The sequence below is a fragment of the Cellulomonas sp. APG4 genome, from assembly GCF_009996735.1.
In the GTDB taxonomy this organism is placed as follows: Bacteria; Actinomycetota; Actinomycetes; order Actinomycetales; family Cellulomonadaceae; genus Actinotalea.
On the sequence record NZ_JAACYI010000001.1, the window covers coordinates 68,190 to 89,146 of the forward strand.

Below are 20,957 nucleotides of genomic sequence, written 5' to 3' on the forward strand. Positions count from 1 at the left end.
ACGCGCGCTGTGGCGCCGGTCACGTCTGGGTGGCACGTCCTCAGCGCCGCCTGCCCCCGAGCCACCCGTGCCACACGCGTGCCCCCGCGACCGGTGCGGGGACGTCGTCGTCGGCCGGTGCGCGCGGGGTCGGTACACCCGGGCCGGGTACCTCGCCCCGGCGCAGCGGCAGCAGCGTGTGCGGTCCGCCGGCGGGCGGGACCCGCCGCAGCAGGTGACGCGCGACGTCGTCGACGGACTGGGGCTCCTGCGTGAGGATCATCTCGAAGGCGCCCCGGGTGGCGCGCGACCGGCGGGCGACGAGCGCGACGGCGAGGTGCTCGGTCAGGATCACCAGGAACGGCTGCTCGGCGAGCGGGTCGCTGCGCGGCACGGCGACGCCGCGGGCGTGCTCGCCCGGGTCCGGCGGGCAGGCCACGCCGAAGGCGACGGTGAGCACGGCCTTGGAGGTCAGGGGCACCATGTCGGCCAGCCGCGCGCGTCCGGCGGCGCGCCGCTCCTCGTTCTCGGGTCCGTCGCCGAGGCCCATCAGCACCACGGGGTGCGCGTCCGTCTCGACGGCGTGCGTGTAGAGCAGGCGCGCGATGGTCTCGAGCTCGGCGAGGGTCACCGTCCGGCGCTCATGGCCGGACAGGAGGTCGAACGGTGAGGGCACCGCGGGCTCGGGCGTCCAGTCCTGGCGCAGCGGCACCAGGGCGCGCGGCGCACGCACCTCCGCGGGGAGCGGACCGGGGGTGCCCAGGTGGTGGCCCTGGCCGTAGCGGGCGCCCAGGGCGCGGGCGAGGCGCACGTCGTCGTCGCTCTCGATCCCCTTGACCACGAGCTCCGCCCCGGCGAGCTCGACGTGCTGGAGCACCGCCGCGACCACGGGCGAGAACAGGCTGCCGTCGCCGCCGCCGAACGCCCGGATGCCGACCTTGACCACGTCGGCCCGGATCATCGGCAGCACCGACAGGCAGCCGAGGCTGGTGCCGAGGTCGTCGATCGAGATGCCCCAGCCCATGGCGCGGGCGCGCTCGACCGTCGCCACCAGCCCCGCCGGGTCGGCCGCGAGGGTGCCGTCGTCGACCTCGATCAGCACCCGCAGCTGCGCCTCGGCGTGGCCGACCACGGTCAGCAGGTCCTCGGGGCACTCGTCCAGGAGCGAGGCGATCTCGACGTTGACGAACAGCGACGCCGACGGCGGGACGTCGGCCTCGAGGAAGGCCCCGAAGGCGGCCGCCCGGCACACCCAGTCGAGCTCGGCCGTCCGCCCGAGCGCGGCGGCCCGCGCGAAGAGCTCGCCCGGGCTCTCGAACGCCGTGCCCTCGGGTCCGCGCGCGAGCGCCTCGTACGCCACGACCTCGCCCGTGACGAGCTCGACGACGGGCTGGAAGACCGCGGATACCCGCCGCTCGGTGAGGAGCCGGAGGAAGGCCGCGTCACTGGTCTGCTCGGTGACCTCGTCGCTGGCCTGCTCGGTGACCCCGTCGCGGGTGCCGGCCCCGTCGCTGGTCTGCTCGGTGACCTCGTCGCCGGCCTGCTCGGCAGCCACGTCGCTGGTGCCAGTCTCGCCACCGGTCTGCTCGGTGACCTCGTCGCTCGTGCCAGCGGCCCCGTCGCCCGTCCCGGGCCGCTCCGCGCCGGGCGCGCCGGTGTACCCGCGGAACGGGTCGTCGAGGTCGAGGGGCACAGCGCCTCCTGGCCGCGCAGGGACGGCGGGGCGGCCGCCCTGCCGCTCGACCCATCGTCCGGCCGGCCCCGCTGATGAGGGACCGTTCGGGGTCTCAGCCCTGCGCGTGCACCGCCCGACGGCGCACCCCTGCGAGGTGGCTCCGCATCGCGTCGGCGGCCCCTTCGGCGTCACCGGCCTCGACGGCCGCCAGCACGGCGGCGTGCTCCGCGAGAGCCTCGTCGGCGTCGGTCACCACACCGCCAGGGAAGCGACGGAACCGGTGTGCGTGCGCCGCGGTCGTCGCGAGCGCCGCCTCGAGGAACGCGTTGCCCGAGGCGTGCACCAGCACCTGGTGGAACTCGACGTCGGCGCGCAGGTACTGCTGGACGTCGTGCGCCGAGGGGCCACGGGGCGCCGTCGCCATCCGTGCGTGCACCTCGCGCAGCCGCACGGCCACCGCGTCGTCGCCCGCGGCGCTCGCGAGCGCGGCACCGGTGGGCTCGAGCAGCGCACGCACGTCCATGAGCTGGGCGAACTGCTCCTCGGTGAGCAGCGGCGCGACCTGGAACCCGCGCAGGGGCACGCGCTCGACCAGCCCGCTCGCCGCGGCGCGGCTCAGGGCCTCCCGCACGGGTGTGGGCGAGACGCCCCAGGTGCGCGCGAGGTGGTCGATGCGCAGCGGGCTCCCGGGGGGCGCGTGACCCTCGAGCAGCAGCTCGACGAGCTGGTCGTGCACCTCGTCGACCAGGGTGCGCCGTTCGACCTTGACACCCGCCGGGGCCGTTGCTTCACTCGACACGAACGGAATCGTATAGGAAATAGAGGCCAATGGTGGCTCCCCTGCCCTCGTCCGACACCCGTACCGAGGCCCCGTGGGGCAGTACCGACTGGCCGGTGGCGGCGGCGATGCTCCCGTTCCCGGCGAGCCAGGACGCGTCCGCGCAGACCTGGCTCGCCCAGCTCGCCGAGGTGGCCTACGAGGGCTTCACCGAGGTCGACCTGACGGACTCCTGGGTGCGCGTGGGCGACCTCGCGCCGTCGCGGCTCACCGAGCTCGCCGACGTGCTGGGCCGTGCGGGGCTGAGGGCCGAGGCGGTCTCAGCGATCCGGCGCAGCGTCATCGACCCCGAGCACGGCGCCGAGAACCTCGCCTACTCGCACCGCGTGATCGACGCCGCGGCGAGCCTCGGCTGCTCGGTGGTGAGCGTGGGTCTGCACCGGCCACTGCTCCCGGAGCAGCAGCGGGTGCTGTGGTTCTGGACGGTCGACGGCCCGCGCGACGACGACTCGACGGAGACCTGGCGGCTCGCGGTCGCCCGGCTGCGCGAGCTGGGTGAGCACGCGGCCGACGTCGGGCTCGACCTCTCGCTCGAGATGTACGAGGACACCCTGCTGGGCTCGTCGGCCTCGGCCGTGCGCCTGGTCGAGGACATCGCGCACCCGGCCGTGGGTCTCAACCCGGACCTGGGCAACCTGTTCCGCCTGCACCGCGACGTCGAGGACTTCCAGCAGGCCGTCGCTGCGTGCCTGCCCGTCTCGAACTACTGGCACGTCAAGAGCTACCACCGCGACCACGACCCGCGCACCGGTGCCGTGACCGCGGTCCCGGCGCCCATGGCGCACGGGTCGGTCAACTACCGCCAGGCGATCCGCACCGCGCTGGAGGTCGGCTTCGCCGGTCCCTTCTGCGTCGAGCACTACGGCGGCGACGGACTGGCGGTGATGGCCGAGAACCACCGCTACCTGCGCCGGCTGCTCGCCGTCGCGACGGGTGAGGTCGCACGCGAGGCGAGCACACGCGGGGTGACCCCGTGACCGCCCGCACCGCCATCAGGGCGGCCGGGAACACCCCCGCTCGCACCACGACCACGACCACGACCACGACAGAGGTGACCCCGTGATCGCCCGCACCACCGCCACGGCGGCCCTGAGCGCCCCCGCACGCACCACGACCACGACCACGACCACGACAGAGGTGACCCGGTGATCGCCGTCCTCGGCCTCGGCGCCATGGGACTGCCCATGGCCACCCACCTCGCGCGCACGTTCGAGGTCCGCGCGTTCGACGTCGCCGCGGCGCGGCTCGACCTCGCGGCCGAGGCCGGCGTCGCCGGGGCCCTCTCGCCGGTCGAGGCCGCACGCGGAGCCGACGTCGTGCTCGTGGGCGTCCGCGACGCCGCTCAGCTCGAGCAGGCGCTCTTCGCCGACGACGGCGCGGTGCACGGTCTCGCCGCGGGAGCGGTCGTGGTGCTGACGTCGACCGTCGGCGCCCCGGCCGCGCAGTCCGCGGCCGGCCGCCTCGCCGTCCACGGCGTCCACCTGGTCGACGCCCCGGTGAGCGGGGGTCCGGTGCGCGCCGGCACGGGCGACCTGCTGATCATGGTGGGCGCGCCCGACGACGCGCTCGGGCTCGCCCGCCCGGTGCTCGAGGAGCTGTCCTCGACCCTCGCGGTCGTGGGACCGCGCGTGGGCGACGGCCAGGTGCTCAAGACCGTCAACCAGCTGCTGTGCGGGATCCACACCGCGGCGGCCGCCGAGGCGCTCGCCCTCGCGCACGCGCTGGGGCTCGACCTCGACGCGACCCTCGACGTGCTCGGTGCCGGCGCGGCCGCCTCGTTCATGCTCGCCGACCGCGGCCCACGCATCGCGGCGCGCCTCACGGGGCGCGAGCCCGAGCTGCGCTCACGGCTCGACGTGATCTCCAAGGACATGGGCATCGTCGCGCGGCTCGCGCGCGACGCCCACGTCGCGACCCCCGTCGCGTCCGCGGCCGAGCAGCTCTACCTGCTCGCCGAGGCGCGGGGGCTCGCCGCCGAGGACGACTCGGTGGTCGCGACGACCCTCACCCGCGCGAGCGAGGAGGCGCTGTGACGCTGCTCTGGAACGACCCGGCCCAGTTCTCCGACGACGACTCGGCGGTCGCCACGACCCTCGCCTCCGAGAAGGACACGCGATGACCCTCCTCTGGAACGACCCGGCCCAGTTCTCCGACGACGCCCTCCGCGGCTTCGCCGACGCCCACGCCGACCAGGTGCGGCTCGTGCCCGGTGGCGTGGTCCGGGCGCAGCCGACGCCCGCCGGCAAGGTCGCCGTCGTCGTCGGTGGCGGCTCGGGCCACTACCCCGCGTTCTGCGGACTGGTCGGCGAGGGCTTCGCGGACGGCGCCGTCGTCGGGAACGTGTTCACGTCGCCGTCGGCCGACGACGCGGCCTCGGTGGGGCGCGAGGCCGACGGCGGCGCCGGGGTCGTGATGCTCACGGGCAACTACGCGGGTGACGTCATGAACTTCACGCTCGCCTGCCGCCGCCTCGCGGCCGAGGGGATCGACGCGCGCTACGTGCTCGTGACCGACGACGTCGCGAGCGCCCCCGCCGGGCAGGAGTCCGAGCGCCGCGGCATCGCGGGCGACCTCACCGTCTTCAAGGTCGCCGCGGCGGCGGCGGAGGCCGGGGCGAGCCTCGACGAGGTCGAGCGCCTCGCGCGTCACGCGAACGACCGCACGCGCACGCTGGGCGTCGCGTTCGACGGCTGCACCCTCCCGGGCGCCGACGCACCGCTGTTCGGGGTCCCCGAGGGCCGCATGGGCATCGGGGTCGGCATCCACGGCGAGCCGGGCATCGGCGAGACCGACATGCCGACCGCGCACGAGCTCGCGGTCACCCTCGTGGACCAGGTCCTCGCCGAGGCGCCCGCGCCCGGGCCGAGCCGGGCCGCCGTCGTGCTCAACGGCCTGGGCCGCACCAAGTACGAGGAGCTCTTCGTGGTGTGGGCGTCGGTGGCGGAGCGGCTTCGCGCGGCCGACGTCACCGTCGTGTCTCCCGACGTGGGCGAGCTCGTGACGAGCCTCGACATGGCGGGCTGCTCACTCACCCTCATGTGGCTCGACGACGAGCTCGAGCGCCTGTGGCTCGCGCCGTCCGACGCGCCCGCCTATCGCAAGGGCAGGTTCGACGCACGGGCGGCCGCGCGCCCGAGCACGCGGGCCGGCACCGCGCCGCACGAGGGCACGTCCGACCACAGCAGCGCGCCCGGCCACAGCACGTCTCACCACGGCACGTCTCACCACAGCACCGAGCTCCCTGCAGGCAGCGGCCCGCCGACGCGCGTCGCGACCGACCCCGACACGACGTCGGCCCCGGCTGGCCCCGCCGTCCGCGCTGCCGCGGCGGGACTGCTCACGCAGCTCGCGCACGCGCGCGACGCGGTCCGTGCCGAGGAGGCGCACCTCGGCCGGCTCGACGCCGTCGCCGGGGACGGCGACCACGGCCGCGGGATGGTCCGCGGGCTCACCGCGGCCCATGAAGCCGCCGCCTCGGCACTCGAGGCGGGCGGCGGGCCGGGCGACCTCCTCACGGCGGCCGGGCGGGCCTGGGCCGCCCGCGCCGGCGGGACCTCGGGAGTCCTGTGGGGTGCGATGCTCGAGGCTGCCGGCGCCGTGCTGCCCACCGACGACTCCGCCTGGGCCGCGGGGCCCTCGACCGATGCGGTCACCGAGGCCGTCGGCGCAGCCCTCGCCGCGGCTCGTGAGCTGGGCCGCGCCGACGTCGGCGACAAGACCTTCCTCGACGCGCTGGTCCCCTTCCACACGGCGCTCCGCGAGGGGAGCGACGACGACCTGGTGTCGACCTGGGGCCGTGCCACCGACGCGGCGCAGGACGCCGCGCAGGCGACCGCCGACCTCCGCCCGCGCGTGGGCCGCGCCCGCCCGCTCGCCGAGCAGAGCGTCGGCACCCCGGACCCGGGCGCGGTCTCGTTCGCGCTCGTCGTCCGCACGGTGTCGTCGGCGTCTCCCGAGGAGACGCCGTGAGCCGGCGGGCCGCCGTCCGCGCCGCGCACGTGACTTCATCGGAGGAGACGTCATGACCAGCCCGACCACCGAGCAGCAGCCCGAGCCGCTGCGCGTCGCCGTCGCCTGCGACGACGCGGGCCTGCGCTACAAGGCCGCACTGCGTGCCGACCTCGAGGCGGACCCGCGCGTCGCCGAGGTGATCGACGTGGGCGTGCCCGACGACGGCCCCGAGCGCGGCACCGCGTACCCGCACGTCGCGGTGACCGCGGCGCGGCTCGTCGCGGAGGGCCGCGTGGACCGTGCCCTGCTCGTGTGCGGCACGGGCCTGGGCGTCGCCATCTCGGCCAACAAGGTGCCCGGGGTCCGCGCCGTCACCGCGCACGACAGCTACTCGGTCGAGCGCTCGGTCCTGTCCAACGACGCCCAGGTGCTGTGCGTCGGGGAACGGGTCATCGGTCTCGAGCTCGCGCGACGCCTGGTGCGCGAGTGGGTCGGCCACCGCTTCGACCCGACGTCCGCCTCGGCCGAGAAGGTCGACGCCATCCGCGGCTACGACCAGCCGTCCTGACCACGGATGCCGTGGACGTCTCGAGGCGCCTGCGGGTCAGGGCGACCGGCTGCTCCGGACCTTCGGCGTCGCGTGGTGCGAGAGGCCGCGAGCGCTCAGCCCAGCCGGGCGACGACCGCCTCGCCGCCGTCCCAGGTCGCGACCAGTGCCGGACCCGTCCCTCGTGCGTCGTCCAGGTCGCGGACGACCCACATGCCTCGCTCGGCCGGGTCACCACCCGGGTCCCCTGCCAGGGCGGCCAGCCGCACCGTCGGCTCGCGCATCCCGACCTTGCGCCCGTCCTCCCACAGCTCGAGGGCTGCCTGCTCCTGCTCGCCCGCGATCGCGCGACGGAAGCACGCGACCGCGACCGGGTCGCCGGCGCCGTCGTACACCCAGCGCCGGCCCAGCTCGGAGTGCTCCATCGTCGCGATCAGGCGCGCCCCGGCCACGTCGAGAGGGGCGCCGCGGTAGGTGAGCACCACGTGACGCAGCTGCTCACCGTGCCGGACCACGAACGCCTCGACGCCGACCTCGCCCGCCGGGTCGTCGAAGCGGTAGGAGCCGAGAACCTCGACGGGGCCGCCGAGCTCCGCCTCGAGCAGCTCGGGCTTGGTCGGCCGGATCGTCGCGCCGGAGTGCAGGATCGCCATGCCGCACGACCCTACCGACGCTCGGTGCGAACCCGACGCTCGGTGCGAACCCAACGCTCGGTGCGAACCCAACGCTCAGTGCGAACCCGACCCTCGGTGCGAACCCAACGCTCAGTGCGAACGCCGCGCTCGGTGCGAACCACCCCTGCGTGCCTGCCGAGCCTGCGTCCCTCAGAGCTCCTCGGCCTGCGAGAGGTCCTCGACCCCCGTGGGGTCCCAGCCGGTCATCGTGACGAGCACCCCGTACGGCTCGCACACCGGCAGCCGCCCCTCGGCGAAGTGGATCGACCACGTCGCGGCCTCGCCGAACGTGAAGGCGGGCTCGGTCGCGAGCGGACGTTCGTCGCGGTCGGCCGCGGCGACGTCGTCGGCGGTCCAGCCGAACCGCTCGGGATCTGCCGCGACCTCGGCCGCGAGGTGGGCCTCGGCGACGTCGAGCAGCGCCTCGCCCCGCGTGAGGAGCCGCGCGGCGCGGTGCACGAGCTGCGCGTCGGGCGGGCCGTCGTCCGGGGTCAGCAGGTGCGCGACGAGCATGCCGTCGGGGCAGGTGCGGTGCTCGCAGGGGACGAGCACGCTGCGGTGCCAGGTGCCGTCGGGTACGGGTTCGGCCTCGTCGGGCCACTCGGGAGGGATCATGGACACTCCTTCACCGACGGTCCGGAACGGGCCATCACCACCGTCTCGTCGGGCCACTCGGGAGGGATCATGGACACTCCTTCACCGACGGTCCGGAACGGGCCACCACCGTCTCGCCTGGCCACTCGGGAGGGATCATGGACACTCCTTCACCGACGGTCCGGAACGGGCCACCACCACCGTAACCACCGAGCGGACTTCCGGCGCCGCGGCCGCTCGGCCCACCGACCCCACCTGCGAGGACGCGTGAAGATCCTGCTGCCGACGAGCATCCCGCTCGACCCGGACCTGCCCGACGGCGTCGAGGCGGTGCGGTACGACAACCGCGAACCCGTGCCGGACGCCCACCGCGACGCCGAGGCGCTCGTCGTCTGGGGCAACCGAGGTCCGGAGCTCGCCGACGCGGCCGCGCGGCTCACGCGCCTGCGCTGGGTCCAGACCCTCGCGGCCGGCCCGGACCAGGTGCTCGGTGCGGGCTTCGCGCCCGACGTCGTGGTGACCTCGGGTCGCTCGTTGCACGACCTGCCGGTGACCGAGCACACGCTCGCGCTGGTGCTCGCGGCCGCGCGCCGGCTGCACGTGCTCGGGCGGGCGCAGGCCGAGCACCGCTGGGTGCGCGAGCTCGGCGGGATGCAGCCGCTGGACGAGGTGGGCGCGTTCCGCACGCTGCGGGACGCGCGCGTGCTCGTGTGGGGCTTCGGCTCGATCGCCGCGACCCTCGCGCCTCTCCTCGCCGCGCTGGGAGCACACGTCACCGGCGTCGCGCGCACCGCGGGCGACCGGCACGGGTTCCCCGTGATCACCGAGGACGACCTCCCGGCGCACCTGCCCTCGACCGACCTGCTCGTGATGATCCTGCCCGCGTCGGCGAGCACGCACCACGCGCTGTCCCGCGAACGTCTCGCGCTGCTGCCGCCACACGCCTGGGTCGTCAACGTGGGCCGCGGGGCGACGCTCGACACCGAGTCGCTGCTCGAGGCCCTGCGCGGCGGGCGCCTGGGCGGCGCGGCGCTCGACGTGTTCGAGACGGAGCCGTTGCCCGCCGACTCGCCGTTGTGGGACGAGCCCGACGTGATCGTCTCGCCGCACGCCGCGGGTGGCCGACCGCTGGGCGCCGACGCCCTGATCGCGGACAACGTGAGGGCGCTCCTCGAGGGCCGCGAGCTCCGCAACGTCGTCGAGCGCTGAGGCGCTTGCCGCTTGACCTCCCGGTCCGGAGAGGCCACGCCTGCCCGCGTGACCTCCCCGCCCGGACAGGCCAGCTCAGTCGATCGCGACGCCGACGGTGCGCCGGTCGGCCGTGGTGACCTCGTGCACCTCGCCCGTGACGGTGAGGGTGCGGGTCTCGACGAGGTCGAGGCACGAGGTGCCGACCGAGACCTCGACGTCGCCCGGCTCGACGACGCGCACCAGCCGGCGGTCGCTGAACGCGAGCCGGGTGGTCGGGACGTCGAACGTCACGGTGCGCGACTCCCCCGCGCCGAGCTCGAGGCGCGCGTAGCCCAGCAGCTGGACCATCGGCCGCGTCACCGAGGCGACCAGGTCGCGCGCGTAGAGCTGCACGACGTCGGCCCCGGCCCGGTCGCCCGTGTTGGTGACGCGGACGCTCGCGGTGAACGCCCCGCCTGCCTCGACCTGCGCGCTCACCACGAGCTCGTCGTAGGCGAAGCTCGTGTACGACAGTCCGTGGCCGAACGGCAGCACGGGGGCCGTGTCGAGGTTGCTCACCGAGCTCGCCGCACCCAGGCGCGGGTGCAGGTAGCTGTAGGGCTGGGCGCCCACCGAGCGCGGCATCGTCAGCGGCAGGTGCCCCGAGGGGTTGATCCGCCCGCTCAGCACGCCCGCGAGCGCACGCGCCCCCTCCTGGCCCGGGAAGAACGACTGCACGACGGCGGCGCAGCGCTCGACGGCCCAGTCGATCGCGTAGGGGCGGCCCGTGAGCAGCACGAGCACCACCGGCGTGCCGGTCGCGAGAAGCTCCTCGACGAGCGCGCGCTGCACGCCCGGCAGCTCGAGTGAGTCGGCGTCGCAGCCCTCACCCGAGGTGCCGCGACCGAACAGGCCCGCGAGGTCGCCCATGACGGCGACCGCCACGTCCGCGCCGCGCGCGGCCTCGACCGCCTCGGCGAAGCCCTCGGTCGAGGTGCCGCGCACGTCGCAGCCACGCGCGTAGGCCACGTCGCCCAGCTCGCCCGTGAGCGCGTCACGCACGGTCGCGACGTCGAGCCCGAGCTCGTAACCCGGGTGCTGGGACAGGACGTGGTTGCTGAAGCTGTAGCAGCCGAACAGCGCCTCGGTCGCGTGGGCGTTGGGCCCGACGACGGCGACGCGGCGGCCCGGGGAGAGCGGCAGCACGCCGTCGTTGGTGAGGAGCACGACGGACTCCTCGGCGAGCCGCTCGGCGATCTCACGGTGCGCGGGCGGGTCGAGGTCGATCTCGCCGACGGCGTCGGGGTCGAACGTGGCGTCGAGCAGGCCGAGCCGCTCCTTCTGGACGAGCACGCGCACGAGCGCACGGTCGACGAGCCCCTCGTCGAACCGGCCGGAGCGCACGAGCTCGGCGAGCGGCTCGAGGTAGGCGGTGCCCGTGGGCAGCTCGACGTCGATCCCGGCCGTGAGCGCCTGCGCCGCGGCGTCACCCAGGTCGCCCGCGACGCCGTGCAGCGAGTGCAGGAACGCGACCGCGAAGTAGTCGGCGACGACGGTGCCCTCGAAGCCCCAGCGCCCGCGCAGCAGGTCGGTCAGGAGGCTCTCGTCGGCGGCCGAGGGCACGCCGTCCACCTCGGTGTACGAGTTCATGACCGAGCCCACCTCGCCGTCGAGCACCGCCATCTCGAACGGCGGCCAGAAGACGTCGGCGAGCTCGCGCGGGCCCGCGTGCACCGGGGCGAGGTTGCGGCCGGCGCGAGAGTTCGAGTACCCAGCGAAGTGCTTGAGCGTCGCGACGACCCCGGTCGACTGGACGCCCCGCACGTACGCCGTGGCCACGGTGCCGACCAGGTACGGGTCCTCCGAGATGCACTCCTCGACCCGGCCCCAGCGCGCGTCGCGCACGACGTCGAGCACCGGCGCGAGGCCCTGGTGCACCCCGAGCGACCGCATGGACTCGCCGATCGCCGCGCCCATGCGCTCGACCAGCGCGGGGTCGAACGACGCACCCCACGACGGCGGCGCGGGGAACGTGGTCGCCTTCCACGCCGCGAGGCCCGTGAGGCACTCCTCGTGCACGAGGGCGGGGATGCCGAGCCGCGTCTCGCGCTGGAGCCACTGCTGCTTGCGCGCGAGGGCGCGGGCCTGCTCGACGGGCTCGACGGGCGTCGTGCCGAACACGCGGGTCAGCTGGCCCAGACCGTGCGTCGCGAAGCCCTCGAGCTCGTCGACGTCGCTCTGCATCGCGTCCTGCATGGGGGCGACGTCACCGCCCTCGCCCGAGCCGCCGCGGCCCTCCCACAGGCCCACGAGCTGCGCGAGCTTCTCCTCGAGGGTCATCCGTGCGACGAGGTCGCGGACGCGCTCGCTGGCGGCCGGGACGCCTGCGTGGGCGGCGGTGGTGCTGGTCATGTCTCTCCCTCGAGGCGACCGTGGACGGGCGTGGGCCCGCGCGGAAAGCCCTCACCCTACGAGCCCTGGAACGATTCGACAACGTTTTCTGACTGACTTTTCCGTGCACACGGCCCGAAAGTTTCCTACGCTCCTCACATGTCCCGTGCCACGATCGCCGACGTCGCCCGGGCGGCGGGCGTGTCCGTCCCGACGGTCTCCAAGGTCCTCAACGGCCGCCCGCAGATCTCGACGGCCACGCGGCGACGCGTCGAGGAGGCCGTCGAGCAGGTGGGCTATGCACGGCCGGGACGCCCTCGCCGGCGTGCCGGTCTCGTCGACCTGGTGCTGGGCGCCGTCGACTCGCCGTGGGCGCAGGAGGTGGTCGCGGGGGCCGAGGCGGAGGCGCACGACGCCGGGGTGGGCCTCGTCGTGACGGCGAGCCGCGGTCCGGAGGCGGAGTGGCTGGGCGCGGCGTTGCGACGCAGGTCCGACGGCGTGGTGCTGGCCGTGACCGACCTCACCACGGCCACGGTCGACGCCCTGCTCGGGACCGGCGTGCCCGTGGTGCTGCTGGACCGCACCGGTCGTAGCGACCCGCGCCTGCCGAGCGTCGGGGCCGCGAACTGGTCTGGCGCGCTCGCCGCGACCGAGCACCTGCTCGGGCTCGGCCACACGCGGATCGCGACCATCGTCGGACCGGACCACCTCGCGTGCAGCGCCGAACGGGTCGACGGCTACCTCGCCGCGCTGCGCAGGGCCGGGATCCCGGCCGACGACGACCTCGTGGTGCAGGGCGACTTCCGGTCCGACGGTGGTCGACGTGCCGCCGCGGCGCTCCTCGACCTCGCCGCACCGCCGACCGCGGTGTTCGCGGGCTCGGACCTCCAGGCGTTCGGCGTGCTGAGCGAGGCACGGGACCGCGGGCTGCGCCTTCCGGAGGACCTGAGCGTCGTGGGCTTCGACGACCTCTCGGTGGCGCGGTTCGTCACGCCGGCGCTCACGACCGTGCGTCAGCCGCACGCGGACATGGCCGCCCAGGCGGTGCGGATCGCCCTCGGCCGCCAGCCCGCGCCCGAGAGCGGCCGCCTCGAGCTGACCACCCAGCTCGTCCTCCGCGCGAGCACCACGACCACCACCGACTGACCCCACCGGCGAACCAGCCCACCGACTCGAGCTGACCACCCAGCTCGCCTCCCACGCGCGCACCAGCACCACGCGCGCCCAGCCCTAGCCTTCCTGCGTTGCGTCGCGCACGGCGGCGAGCTCGGCGAACACCTCGCGCAGCTGCGGGTAGAGCCGGGCGTGGACGGGAGCGAGTGCGGCGTAGCGTGCGGCATCGGGTCCCGGGAGCACGTCATGCCCGGAAGGCTCGGTCACCGCGGTGACCGGGACGCCGTCGGCCCTCGCGAGGTGCTGCCGCGCGAGCACGGCCGCTCCCGCGGCGCTCACCTCGCCCGCCGCGCATACGCGCACCGGACGCCCGGTGACGTCGGCGACCACCTGAACCCAGAGCGCGCTGCGTGCTCCCCCACCCACGGCCCGGATGCCCGTGACAGGCACGCCCGTCGCGGCCTCGAGGCGCTCGAGGTGCAGCCGCAGCTCGAACGCCACCCCTTCGAGGACCGAGCGGTAGAGGTGTGCCGGCGTGTGCCGGCCGTGCCAGCCGACGACGGCGCCGCGCGCGAGCGGGTCCCACCACGGCGTCTGGGCGGCGTTCCAGTAGGGCAGCGTGAGCAGGCCCTCCGCTCCGGGACCCACCGCGGACGCGGCCCGCTCGAGTGCGGCCAGCCCTTCCTCGCCGGGCGCCCCGCCGAACTGCTCACGGCACCAGCTCGCGACGTACGCGGCCGCGTTCAGGACGGTCTCGAGCACGTACGTCCCGGGACGCGGCCCGACGAGAGTCCGGAACGCGGGGTCCCACACGTAGCCGTCGTGCTCGACGCCGAGCACCATCGACGTGCCGAGGTTGAGGTACGCGACCTGCTCGGTCATGCCGAGCGCGAGGCCCGCGGCCTGGCCGTCGCCGATGCCCGCCACGAGCACCACGCCGTCGGGCAGGCCGAGCTCGTGCGCCGCCGCGGTGGTCAGTGCACCCACGGGCTCACCCGCCGGGACGAGCGTCGGGAGCTGGTCGACGCGCACGCCGGCGAGGTCGCACAGCTCGGTCGACCAGGTGCGCGCCCGCAGGTCGAGCAGGCCCAGGGTGTCGCCGGACCCCTCGGCCGTCGCCCACCGCCCGGTGAGGCGCAGCGCGAGGAACGCGTGCACGTCACCCACGCGGTGCGCGGCACGCAGCACCTCGGGCTCGTGCCGCGCGAGCCACGCGAACTTGTAGATCGCGGGCGTCGTGTCCGGGGGCTTGCCCGAGAGTTCGTGGACGCGCGTCGAGCCCAGCTCGGCGATCTCGGCGTGTGCGCGGGCGTCGAGCCACAGCACCGCAGGACGCAGGGGCCGGTCGTCGGCGTCGAGGCAGACGAAGGACTCGCGCTGGTGCGTCAGGGCGAGGGCACCCACGAGCTCGGCGGCCTCCCCGAGCTGCCCGACGGCGTCCGCGACGGCGCCGCGCGTCGCGGACCACCAGTCCTCGGCGTCCTGCTCGTGCCAGGACGCGCGGGGGCTCGTCGTGGTGAGGGGCCGCGCCGCCTGGGCGACCACGCGGTCGCCGTCGTGCACCACGGCCTTGGCGGCCGTGGTCGAGCAGTCGACGGCCACGACCAGCCGCTGCGTGCTCATCCGCGCCGGCTCGGGTCGACGACGACCTTGAGGCCCTCGCGTCGTTCGGCGACCGCGAACGCCCGGGCGGCGTCGTCGAGCGCGAACGTGTCCGTCACGAGCGAACGCACGTCCACCGCGCCTCTGGTCGCGAGGTCGATGGTCCGGGGGTACATCTCCTTCATCCGACGCGACAGCTTGAGCGTGAGCCCCTTCCGGCGCGCGGCGCCGGCGGGGAAGGTCGTCGAGTCCTCGCCCGGGATGCCCGCGAGGATCACGGTCGCGCCCGGCGCCGTCGCCTCGACGCAGAGCCCGACGGCGTCGTCGTTCCCCGCGGCCTCGAACGCGACGTCCACCCCGAGGCCGGTCGCCTCGAGCACGCGTGCGACGACGTCGCCGTCGGCCGGGTCGAGCACGAGGTCGGCTCCGAGGCGCGCGGCAGCGGCGCGACGGTGGGCGAGCGGCTCGACGGCGATGACGGTGCGAGCGCCGCCGAGGCGTGCGAGCTGCACGACGGCGAGCCCGATGGGTCCGCAGCCCGCGACCAGCACGGACTGCCCCAGGCGCGTGTGGGCGAGGTCGTGGGCGTGGAGCGCGACACCGAGCGGCTCGAGCATCGCGGCGTCGGCGGGGCTGAGGGTGTCGGGGATCGGGTGCAGCAGGTGCGTCGGCCACGCGATGAGCTCGCGGAGCAGGCCGTCGTTGCGGCCGTGCCCGGCGAAGCGGACGCGCGGGCACAGGTTCCGGTGACCGGCGAGGCAGAGCTCGCAGCGCCCGCACGGGTCGGCGGGGTCGATCGCGACGAGCGTGCCGTCGAGTGATCCACCGACCACCACGCCGGCACCCTCGTGACCGAGCACAAGCGGATCTGCGAGCTGGGCGTCGCCGATCCCGCCCTCGCTGAACCAGTGCAGGTCGGACCCGCAGAGCCCGACGGCCGTGACCCGCACGAGCGACTCACCCGGACCCGGCACCGGATCCGCCTCCTCGCTGAGCCGGACGTCCCCGAGACCGTGCAATCGCGCCACCTTCATGGGCCACCTCCTCGCGAGATCCTAGGTGCGCCCACCCGGGACCCGCCCATCCACCCGGACGAGCCCATCCACCCGGACGAGCCCAGCCACCCGGCGGGTGCTTCCACCCAGGTGGCAGACCCACTCGAGCCGGCCCATCCACCAAGGCGAACCCATCCACGCAGGTGGCAGACCCACTCGAGCCGGCCCATCCACGCCGACGAGCCCATCCACGGGGCACGATCGGTGCGGCGGGTCGACGGTCGGAGGCCACGAGCGAGTCGGCCGGTCAGAACGGCGGATCGTCCGCTTCCGCGGGTGCGCACCGCCGCCCGGAGGCCTCGCCCGCACCCCTCGACGCACTGCGCACACCAACCGAGGCGCCCCCCGCCCCGCTCGAACGCTCGCCCACCCCGCTCGAACGCTCGGCCGCCCCGCTCGAACGCTCGCCCACCCCGCTCGAGCGCTCGGCCGCCCCGCTCGTGCGCTCGCCCTGTGCCGATCCCACGGCGCCCAGTCGCTCCTCGCGGTCGCCGCTGGGCGCGCCCGCACGGGCGCGCAGGTACTGCTCGAACGCCCCCGGGGGCGAGGAGTCGGCGACGCGAGGGTCGACAACCGGTCGAAGAGGTCGTCGCCGAGGCGGGGGTTCCCACTCGGGGTCGGCCGGGACGGGATCGCGGGTGTAGGTGGTGCCGTGGGGCGTGCGCCACCTGACAGCGCCTGTGGCGGGGTCGCGGGTGGGTGTCCAGCCTGCGTGGGTCTTGAGGCGGTGGTGGTGACGGCACAGCGCGATCAGGTTGTCCTCGCGGGTCTGCGCCGCGGCGTCGCCGGTGGCGTCGTAAGGGGTCACGTGGTCGATGTCGCAGCGCTCAGCCGGGATGCGGCAGCCCGGGAAGGTGCACGTCACGTCGCGGTCGACGACGGCGGTCGCCAGGCGAGGTGAGGGACGGTACGCCCGGCTGGAACGGGTCAGGGCCTCTCCGGTCCGTGGGTCGACCCCGACCGCGCGCCAGGTCGCCTCGGCGGCGACCTCCTGGGCGACCGGGAGCGGGATCGGCCCGTACCCGGCGAGCTCGGCCACTCCGACCGGGTCCAGGGCGACGCCCCCGGCCTCGGCGCCCAGGCCGCCGGCGGACAGGGTCAGGTGCACGTGCGGTCGGCGGTGCTGGGAGGTGGGGACCGGGCCGTCGGGGCCGACCCCAGTGTCCAGGACGCGGCGCAGCACGTCGGTCAACGCATCGGCCCGACGCGCCGCGAGGGAGCGCTCGTCTGCGGGTGCGGCAGCCGCCGCGAGCGCGTCGAGGCCGCTCATGACGGCGGCCGCATCGGTCGCCGGCAGGAACGCGGTGACCCACGCCATCGCGTCAGGGGCAGGAGTCATGCGCACGCAGCGTTCGGCGCGAGCCCTCGCGTGGCGCACGTGCGCCGTCCCCGGGTCGCGCAGGACGTCGGCACGGCGCAACGCCACCCGTAGCTGCGGACCCGTCTGCTCGGGCGCTCGCTCCAGCACGGCGCCGGAGACCGCACGAGCGTCCTGCGCGCTCAGGTGGTCGGTCTCACGCACCAGCACGTCCACCCGACGCGCGTCGAGGTCTCCGCTCGCCAGGAGGTCGTGGACCGCCGGCATCGTCGCGAGCCCCTCGGCCCTGCGCACGAGGTTCTGCGCGGCCCGCGAGGACAGCCGCAACCGCGCCGCGACCTCGTCCGCGACGAACTCCTGCGTGCCCCCGACCGCGCGCCGTCCCAGCTCAGCGATCGCCGCGGCCTGGCCCGCCGTCGCCCACGACGCCACCCGCTCCCACCCGGCCACCACCTCCACGAGCGCCGCGTCGTCCACGTCCGCGACCTCCACCGCGCCGAGCAGCGCCGCGAGCTCCGCGCCGGGAGCCGCGTCCTCCAGCACCACCGCAAGACCACGGGAGCTCGGCACGGACGCGTGCCCGCGCTTGCGTCCACCGAGCGGCTGCTCGGCGGGCGACTCGTGTAGGAAGGACATACCCGCACACTACGGACACCCTCCGACATGCCCGAGAACCGGCGCCCCGGAGGCACGGGCTCCCACCCACCGCAGGATCACGCTGCACAGACAGGCGGGCATCCGAACTCAGGTCCTCAGCCCGCACCGCCCCCCCTGGGCACTGCCGCGTCAGCCACCCGCGCCGTGGTACTCCCAGTGCCACGGCTCGGGCGGCCCCGAGCCGCCCGGCTGCATCGCGCGCGGGTGGAACCAGCCGAACGCCGGGGCGTGCCTGCGCAGCCACTGGTACGCGGCACCGTCGAACTCACCGAGACCACCGATCCCCGCGAGGTCGACTGCGATCCCCCGGCCGTGGTTCGACCGTCCTGGTGGCGCCGCGAGCCACCCGTGCGCCGCACGTGCGGCGGCCTGCTGCTCGCGCGACCGGTACGAGCTCGTGATCACCAGGTCCGTGCCGTGGGCCGCCCGGTAGGCGGCGGTCAGGGCGTCGAAGGCCGCGGCGGCGTCGCACCGCAGCAGGGCTGACGGGGCGACCCGGGGCGCGCACAGCTCACCGAGCGGGATCATCCCGTTGGGCCACGGATCCGTCCCGGCCGGGCCGGCGCTCGCAGGGTCCGGCGTCGGTCCCCCCACCCCGGGCTCGACGAGCGGGGCCACGACGACGGCGTCCGCGACGACCTCCTCGAGGTGGACCAGGCGGCTGGTCCGCACGACGTCGGCATCCGCCTGCTCCTGCGCCGCCTCCTCGACCGCGATCGAGAGGGCGAAGACCTCGCCGGCCGCCTCCTCGAGGCCCACCGCGTCGAGCTCGAGCGGCCTGACCGGAGGCTCGCCGACCGACGTCGGCGTCGACGCCTGCGCGGGTGTGAGCGCCTCGTCGGGCGACGCCATCGAGAGCGGCACGGGCGCCGCCACCGTCGTGAGCGGTGCGGTGAGCGCGTCGAGCCGTGCTCGCGCCTCGACCAGCCGCTCGAGCACCGCGGCGTCGAGCTCCTCCGACCCGCCCTCTCCCTCGGTCCTCGCCCCGGTCATCACTCCGTCGCCGGCCTCGACGTCGGCGCCAGTGTCAGCCCCGGCGTCGGTGTCGGCGACTGGCCCACCAGGGCCGTCAGCCGTGCGGTCCTGAGCCGCGCGCACGTCCTCGCGCCGACCGGCCCCGGCGGCCTCGCCGTCCAGCGTCCCCGCCACTGCGCCGTCCAGCGTCTCCGCCGGTGCGCCGCCGAGCCCCTCCGCCTCCGCGCCGTCGGTCCCCTCCGCGTCGTCGGTCCCCTCCGCACCGTCCGCGTCCGCGCCTCGCGGTCCGAGATCCGCCGCCGTGACGCCGCCCGCGACCCAGAGGCCGACGCCCACGAGGTCGAGCGCGGCGTCGCCGGCGACGGCAGCCGCGTGGGCGAGGTCGAGGGCCTCGGCGTCCTGCGCCCGGGCGTGCGCGAGGGCCGCGAGCGCGAGCCTGCTCCGCTCGGCACGCTGCACCTGGGCTAGGGGCGCGGGAGCGGTACGCACCGATGCGGGCCCGACCTCCGCCTCCGCCGCCGGAAGTGCCGGACCGGGGCCCGCCGTAAGTCCCGCAGGCCCGACGGCGACCGTCGCGAGTCCCGCGAGCACCGCGGCCCCTCCCGCGCGCCGCACGCGACGAGACCCTCGCCGGAGCCACCCGTCCCGCCGGTGCCGCGGCGCGCGACCGCTCCCCCACGGGCGTCCGTCGCGCGTCGAGCGAGCCATCCCAGTCCCCTGCGGAGTACCGACCACCGCGACCGCTCGCGCGCCGACGCGCGAGCGGCGGTGTCACTCCAGGGTCACACGAGATCGGCGGGACGAACAGACCCCGAGGGCCCCCGATCGCCGGTCAGGCGTCGCCGTCCGCCAGGAGGTCGTGCACCGGCGCGAGGGCCTCGAGCAGGCGCGGCAGCCGAGCACGCGTCGCGGCCGCGGCCGCGACGAGCTCGGGGTCCCGGCGGACCTCGACGGGCTCGGGCTCGTCGGAGTCACGCAGCAGCGGCACGGCCGCGACCGGCGAGGCGGCGCGCCCGAGCGCCGCGAGCCCGAGCGCCGCAGCGCCCAGGGCCGTGCCCTCCTCGGCCTCGGCGAGCACGAAAGGGCGGTCGAGGGCCGCGGCGACCACCTGGGTCCACAGCTCCGAGCGGAACACGCCACCGGTCGCCCGCACCGATGTCACGGGCGCGACGGCCCGGTCGATGCGCTCGGCGATGAGCGACAGCTGGAGCGCCACGCCCTCGAGCCCCGCGCGCAGCACGTGCGCACGGCCGTGCCGACGCGCGAGGCCGAGCAGCGCGCCGGGCACGTCCGGGTCCCACAGGGGGGCGCGCTCGGCGAGCACGTACGGCAGCATCACCAGTCCGTCGCTGCCCGGCGGCACGGAGGCCGCCAGGTCGAGCACCTGCTCGTCGACCCCGTGGCCGCCCGGCTGCTCGTGCAGGTCCGGGGTGAGGGCCCGGCCGGCCCAGCGGACGACGGCGCCCCCGGTGCTCACGGCACCGCCCACCACCCAGGTGGACTCCGTGAGGGTGTAGCAGAAGAGGGCGGGGTCGAGCCGTTCTGGGGGCGCGTCCACGACCATCCGCACGGCGCCGGAGGTCCCGAGCGACAGGCCGAGGACGCCTGGGTCGGTCGCTCCCGTCCCCAGGTTGCCGAGCGGTCCGTCCGCACCGCCGAGCACCACGGGCGTCCCGCTGCGCAGGCCGGTCACCTGCGCGGCCGACACCGCGAGCGGTCGCACGGCCGACGGCGGCAGCACGGGCGGCAGCCGGTCCGCTTCGACGCCCGCGACCGCGAGGGCATCGGGCGCCCAGGTGCGCGCGGTCCGGTCGAGCAGGCCGGTGCCGGAGGCCGAGCTCTGCTCGGTGAGCAGCTCACCCGTGAGGTGCAGCAGGACGAAGTCCTTGAGCCCCACCCACCAGCGCACGCGCTCACACGTCGCGGGCTCGTTCTCGGCGAACCACGCGAGCTTGGTGAGCGGGGTCATCGGGTGGACGGGTGTGCCCGTGAGGTCGTGCAGCCTGCGCGCCGTGCCGTCGGCGCGCAGGCGCGCCGCCTGGGTAGACGACCGTGCGTCGGCCCACGTCAGCAGCGGCGTCACCGGCCGGCGGGCAGCGTCGAGGCCGATGAGCCCGTGCATCGCGGAGCTCAGGGAGATGCCGATCACCGCGTCGGACCCCGTGGTCGCGACCACGTCGGCGAGCGCCCCGAGGGCCGCCGCGACCACCTGCTCCGGGTCCTGCACCTGGTGGCCGGGCTCGGGCTCGTGCAGCGGGTACTCCCGCTCGGTCGACCACCGCCACGGCAGGTCGACCCCGAAGGCCACCACCTTGGCCGCCGTCGTGCCGACGTCCAGGCCGAGGACCACCTCACGCGGGAGCTCAGGCATGGCGACCATCCTGCCCGACACGCAGGTGCCCGCCGACCGGAGGTCCT

The 20,957-nt window shown here is 75.6% G+C and carries 16 protein-coding genes; 6 read left to right on the plus strand and 10 right to left on the minus strand.

Annotated features, from left to right (window positions below; genetic code table 11):
- Nucleotides 1–40: 40 nt before the first annotated feature.
- Nucleotides 41–1,672, minus strand: a complete 1,632-nt coding sequence (locus GXB85_RS00300) for an EAL domain-containing protein (RefSeq protein ID WP_161915664.1) — start codon at nt 1,670–1,672, stop codon at nt 41–43.
- 94 nt (nt 1,673–1,766) lie between these two features.
- Nucleotides 1,767–2,453, minus strand: a complete 687-nt coding sequence (locus tag GXB85_RS00305) for a GntR family transcriptional regulator (RefSeq protein WP_161915665.1) — start codon at nt 2,451–2,453, stop codon at nt 1,767–1,769.
- Between the two features lie 32 nt (nt 2,454–2,485).
- On the opposite strand from GXB85_RS00305, the gene GXB85_RS00310 reads away from it, so the two are divergent.
- The 4 genes from GXB85_RS00310 (at nt 2,486) to GXB85_RS00325 (ending at nt 7,011) form a co-directional block, all read left to right on the plus strand.
- Complete coding sequence (locus GXB85_RS00310; RefSeq protein ID WP_370523911.1) at nt 2,486–3,469, plus strand: sugar phosphate isomerase/epimerase family protein; 984 nt, start codon at nt 2,486–2,488, stop codon at nt 3,467–3,469.
- Between the two features lie 168 nt (nt 3,470–3,637).
- A complete protein-coding gene (locus GXB85_RS00315) occupies nt 3,638–4,525 on the plus strand; it encodes an NAD(P)-dependent oxidoreductase (protein ID WP_370523912.1) in 888 nt (295 codons plus the stop codon).
- 82 nt (nt 4,526–4,607) lie between these two features.
- Nucleotides 4,608–6,461, plus strand: a complete 1,854-nt coding sequence (locus GXB85_RS00320) for a dihydroxyacetone kinase family protein (RefSeq protein ID WP_161915667.1) — start codon at nt 4,608–4,610, stop codon at nt 6,459–6,461.
- Nucleotides 6,462–6,513: 52 nt separating this feature from the next.
- Nucleotides 6,514–7,011, plus strand: coding sequence for a ribose-5-phosphate isomerase (locus tag GXB85_RS00325; RefSeq protein WP_161915668.1), 498 nt, complete (start codon nt 6,514–6,516; stop codon nt 7,009–7,011).
- 95 nt (nt 7,012–7,106) lie between these two features.
- Here GXB85_RS00325 and GXB85_RS00330 read toward each other — a convergent pair whose 3' ends face one another.
- Both GXB85_RS00330 and GXB85_RS00335 read right to left on the minus strand, forming a co-directional pair.
- Nucleotides 7,107–7,643 carry a hypothetical protein gene (locus tag GXB85_RS00330; RefSeq protein ID WP_161915669.1) on the minus strand — a complete coding sequence of 179 codons (537 nt, stop codon included), beginning with the start codon at nt 7,641–7,643 and terminating at the stop codon, nt 7,107–7,109.
- A 171-nt stretch (nt 7,644–7,814) separates the two neighbouring features.
- The gene (locus tag GXB85_RS00335) at nt 7,815–8,279 is read right to left on the minus strand and encodes a hypothetical protein (RefSeq protein WP_161915670.1); all 465 of its coding nucleotides are present in this window, start codon (nt 8,277–8,279) and stop codon (nt 7,815–7,817) included.
- A gap of 246 nt (nt 8,280–8,525) precedes the next feature.
- On the opposite strand from GXB85_RS00335, the gene GXB85_RS00340 reads away from it, so the two are divergent.
- On the plus strand, nt 8,526–9,467 hold the full coding sequence (locus GXB85_RS00340; protein ID WP_161915671.1) for a phosphoglycerate dehydrogenase: 942 nt from the start codon (nt 8,526–8,528) through the stop codon (nt 9,465–9,467).
- Between the two features lie 75 nt (nt 9,468–9,542).
- On the opposite strand, the gene GXB85_RS00345 is transcribed toward GXB85_RS00340, so the two are convergent.
- Nucleotides 9,543–11,840: a glycoside hydrolase family 3 N-terminal domain-containing protein gene (locus tag GXB85_RS00345; RefSeq protein WP_161915672.1), complete on the minus strand. Its 2,298-nt coding sequence runs from the start codon at nt 11,838–11,840 to the stop codon at nt 9,543–9,545.
- A 138-nt stretch (nt 11,841–11,978) separates the two neighbouring features.
- Between GXB85_RS00345 and GXB85_RS00350 the strand changes: the two genes are divergently transcribed.
- A complete protein-coding gene (locus GXB85_RS00350) occupies nt 11,979–12,965 on the plus strand; it encodes a LacI family DNA-binding transcriptional regulator (protein ID WP_161915673.1) in 987 nt (328 codons plus the stop codon).
- Between the two features lie 84 nt (nt 12,966–13,049).
- Here the strand turns inward: GXB85_RS00350 and GXB85_RS00355 are convergent, their stop codons facing one another.
- From GXB85_RS00355 to GXB85_RS00375, 5 genes are all read right to left on the minus strand, one after another.
- Complete coding sequence (locus GXB85_RS00355) at nt 13,050–14,555, minus strand: FGGY-family carbohydrate kinase (RefSeq protein ID WP_161915674.1); 1,506 nt, start codon at nt 14,553–14,555, stop codon at nt 13,050–13,052.
- Nucleotides 14,552–15,568: a zinc-binding dehydrogenase gene (locus GXB85_RS00360; protein ID WP_161915675.1), complete on the minus strand. Its 1,017-nt coding sequence runs from the start codon at nt 15,566–15,568 to the stop codon at nt 14,552–14,554. Before GXB85_RS00360 ends, GXB85_RS00355 begins: the two co-directional genes overlap by 4 nt.
- Before the next feature lie 268 nt (nt 15,569–15,836).
- Nucleotides 15,837–17,543, minus strand: coding sequence for an HNH endonuclease signature motif containing protein (locus GXB85_RS00365; protein WP_161915676.1), 1,707 nt, complete (start codon nt 17,541–17,543; stop codon nt 15,837–15,839).
- Between the two features lie 150 nt (nt 17,544–17,693).
- A complete protein-coding gene (locus GXB85_RS18690) occupies nt 17,694–18,998 on the minus strand; it encodes a M15 family metallopeptidase (protein WP_161915677.1) in 1,305 nt (434 codons plus the stop codon).
- Between the two features lie 373 nt (nt 18,999–19,371).
- The gene (locus GXB85_RS00375; protein WP_161915678.1) at nt 19,372–20,910 is read right to left on the minus strand and encodes a gluconokinase; all 1,539 of its coding nucleotides are present in this window, start codon (nt 20,908–20,910) and stop codon (nt 19,372–19,374) included.
- Nucleotides 20,911–20,957: the final 47 nt, after the last annotated feature.